The organism is Psychrobacter sp. FME5 (assembly GCF_014861375.1).
Classification (GTDB): domain Bacteria; phylum Pseudomonadota; class Gammaproteobacteria; order Pseudomonadales; family Moraxellaceae; genus Psychrobacter.
Genome location: NZ_RRYX01000169.1, coordinates 1 through 3,495 on the forward strand (window position 1 = coordinate 1; position 3,495 = coordinate 3,495).

General features: G+C 39.4%; 3 protein-coding genes and 1 pseudogene. 3 read left to right on the forward strand and 1 reads right to left on the reverse strand.

Annotated features, from left to right (window positions below; genetic code table 11):
• The 3 genes and pseudogenes from EI161_RS14870 to EI161_RS13660 form a co-directional block, all read left to right on the forward strand.
• Positions 1 to 360: pseudogene (locus EI161_RS14870) on the forward strand (hypothetical protein); the annotation flags it as partial.
• Between the two features lie 5 nt (positions 361 to 365).
• Positions 366 to 2,375 carry a hypothetical protein gene (locus tag EI161_RS13655; protein ID WP_192529803.1) on the forward strand — a complete coding sequence of 670 codons (2,010 nt, stop codon included), beginning with the start codon at positions 366 to 368 and terminating at the stop codon, positions 2,373 to 2,375.
• 1 nt (position 2,376) lies between these two features.
• Positions 2,377 to 2,895 (forward strand): hypothetical protein, encoded by a 519-nt coding sequence (locus tag EI161_RS13660; protein ID WP_192529805.1) that lies wholly within the window; start codon positions 2,377 to 2,379, stop codon positions 2,893 to 2,895.
• A gap of 321 nt (positions 2,896 to 3,216) precedes the next feature.
• Here EI161_RS13660 and EI161_RS13665 read toward each other — a convergent pair.
• A partial coding sequence (locus EI161_RS13665) for an IS30 family transposase (RefSeq protein WP_192524318.1) occupies positions 3,217 to 3,495 on the reverse strand: 279 nt, incomplete at its 5' end.

The following is a 3,495-nucleotide window of genomic DNA, read 5'->3' on the forward strand; positions in this document are numbered from 1 at the left end:
TCTTTGGGTTATTATAACCTCTTAGAAGCTGTCCAATTTTATTATGCCACTACATGGTGGCTCTACAAACTCTTTGAAAAAGGCATAGCTGGATTTTACGGTACGGTGCTTCCTAAACAACGCTGGCGTGTAAGAGCTGGCAAGAAACTTTCATGGCAAATAGACGGTGAGAGCTCAAACATTGAGAATATACTGCCGAACATGAAAACAGATATTATTATCGATAATATACAAGTAGCACATCGCACAGTGATCGATACTAAATTTACTTCTATATCACCAAAGGCGGGGTCAGTGGCTACAATGATAAAGAGGGCCTCTTCACCACAGACAATCGGGAAGCACTCGCAGGACAGTTAGACGATGTGTTTGATGCCGAGAAGGTGAATGAGGAGCTGGGGGCACAGACGCAGATTACGCAGGAGTTTGGTAAAGAAGCTCCTAAAGCGGTTGGAGACTTTGCTAATAATCGTATTAAGGCGATCAGAGCTGATACTACTCTTAGTGACGCAGAGAAAGTTGCTGCAATTAAGAAATGGGATGAAGGTGGAGTCTATCGCGTTGCTGCTCATACGGCGATTGGGGCTTTGGGTACGGGTACTTTAGAGGGCGCTTTAACCACAGGTGGCGTAGCAGCAGCAGCGCCTACGCTCGATAAGGTGCAAGCTAAACTATCTAAAGCACTCATTGATAAAGGTATGAGTGAAGATGTAGCCAAAGGTGCCGCAAGTGGTGTGATCAGTTTGACGTTACTAGGTGCTGGTGCAGCAGCTGGACTTGATACGTCAAGTACGGTGACGGCTACTAATGTGGATGCTAATAATAGACAACTGCATCCAAAAGAACAGGACTTGGCTCATATCCTACTTAAAAAAGCAAAAGAGAAAGGGTGGAAACGTGCTGATGGTAAGCCTTATACTCTACAAGAAATAGAAGATGCTCTGCGCTGGGCAAGTAGTTCAAAATATAATGAAAATTATATGAGCAATACAAGTGCGCTTATTACTTCTAAAGACACGAAAATATCTACAAATAACAAGTTGTATGATAGTGCGGCAGGTGCAAGCTACGAGCAGAGGTTATGGAACACTTATCCTCAAAAAGATGGCTCAATAAGAATGAGCCAAAATCTTTCAAGTATCAATAAGCCCGATAACAATCTAATCACTTTTATCAAGGGTGAAGCACCTAGCTATGGATATACTTGGGATAGAGGCATTAATCAACCCTACAATGCAAAAACAGCAGGACCTACTCCAGGCAAACCTAAGCCACGTGGTAACCAAGCACCAATAGTTACTCAAAAAGAGTTAGATACACGTAATCAAGCGGTCAAAAATGGTGTAGATTTGCGCGGCGGCAATAGTATTCAAGCTGAATCAGACAAGACGGTAAATGAAAAAGTGATGCCAGTTGTTCAAGTAGGTGTTGGCACTAGTGAAGTACTAGGGGGTACAGCAGCTTGCGTGACAGGAGTTGGCTGCATAGGAGGAGCTGCGTTAATAGCTAATGGCTTAGATAACATGGCCACAGGCGGATCAAACTTTAATAAAAAACCGACCGAGCAAGTGCCTTCTGCTGCGTTAGATGCAGCTGGGGTGTCTAAAGAAACGGCAGGTTGGGTTAAGCTGGGCACTGATTTGGTTGCAGGTGGCGCAGTAGCAAATTTAACTAAGCCGAAGCCTAAAACTTTAACAGTTTCAGAAACGAGAAATACTAGAGTTGAGAATAATTTTAACGCGGATAACTCAGGATTTGGTAATTCAGCTGTTAGAGATTTCAGTGCAACTACCAATAACCCAGTGGTACACCGTGCAGAGAATATAAATGCTGGTCAGGTGACAGATCGAGACGGTTTGCCACGTACAGGTAGTACTAAAGGTATAAGTGATAGTCAGATTATTGAGATGAACGAAGAATGGCCTTCCTATTACGGAACTGGATATCCTGCTTGGAAACCTGGAACAACAGTTAAAGATAGAGTTGTCGATCAACCCGAAACTTACCGTATGGTAGTTAGCAAAGATCAGTACGAAACTATTATTGATCCGAAAAATCCTAATCCGTCTAAGTCCTTAGGGGGATGGGCTACTCAAGAACCTGTAAATTCAGTTAGTGATATGCGAAATAAATTAGCTGTGACAGAAGAGTTCAAACCAAAGAATTTAGATAATGGTGAGCCTAATAGTTTTTATGTAGTTGAATTTGAAGTAAAATCTGGAGTAGGCGTACGTGAAGGTATAGCAGGAACAATGTACGATACAGTGACGAAAAAAACTTTACCAGGTGGAGTCAAACAAACTAATTTTGTAGACAAGTCTCCCTATACTAATCCTGAACTATTTGAAATAAAAGAAATAAAGGAGATTAATTAGTATGAAAAGAATTTGTTGTATTTATAAAAGAATTATATTTAGCAATAACGAAATAGTATATAGAATTAGTTCTGGCTCACCTGCTAAAAAATCAGATATATTCTTTGAAGATTTTGTTGAATGGAGTAGGGTAAAAGACCGTGGAAGTTGTATTGAATATACTGTTAATCTTATGATGGAAGATGGAACTACTCAAACTATTACTTCATTTGGAATTAGGTCTTCATATATAATCGATAATAAGTATGTAATGCTAGTTTTTTTTGAAGATAACGATAAATTTATTCCACCTAATAATGCCGCGGTCTATAATGCTGCTGGAGAATTATTACAGCAGCTTGAAAGCCCTAAAAATGAACAAGGTTGGTACATACATAGCATTTGGTGTGAAAAGGTACATTTGAGTAATTCACTTGGTGTTTATATTACTAATGATAAAGACTGGCCTGCATTATGCTTTTGTAAATATACAGGTGATCCAAAACTCATATGGACAGGAATTCAGAAAGAAAGAAAATAGAGCAAGATATGCTTTCTTAGTATAGGATTACTTCAGAAATATTTATACTATAAATTATTGATTTAACTAGAAGCTACGATGCACAATACGTATCGTAGCTTTTTTACGTCATGAATCCAAAAGCAGGTGAAGCACCACGAGTTTATCAATCTTCAATTGCACCGACTACCAATCCTTCTGGAGTGACCAATGTGGGTAATGCAACTCAAACTATAGTACCAAATCGCACATTATGGGATGAACCTACTAAAACTAATGACGTTATAAAGGTTAAATAATATGAAAGAATTCAGTACTTAGATTAACACACCAAGTGCAACGCTAAATTATATTATAGAACACCTGATTGGGCGTTTTAAACCCTAATCGTTTTCTTGGTCTGTTGTTTAGTTTATTCTCAATGTCCTGTATCTCATTATCAGAGACTTGTCTAAAGTCACAACCCTTAGGCAAGAACTCTCTGATTAAGCCGTTAGTATTCTCGTTGGTTCCTCGCTGCCATGACGCATAAGCATCGGCAAAGAAGAAGGAAGTAAAGAGCTTTCGTTTCACCTTCTTATGCTGAGCAAACTCTTTACCATTGTCAGAGGTAATGGTCTT

Bases quoted from the DNA above. Each gene is read 5' to 3' on its own strand.
- EI161_RS13660 (WP_192529805.1), top strand. From the start codon at position 2,377: ATGAAAAGAATTTGTTGTATTTATAAAAGAATTATATTTAGCAATAAC.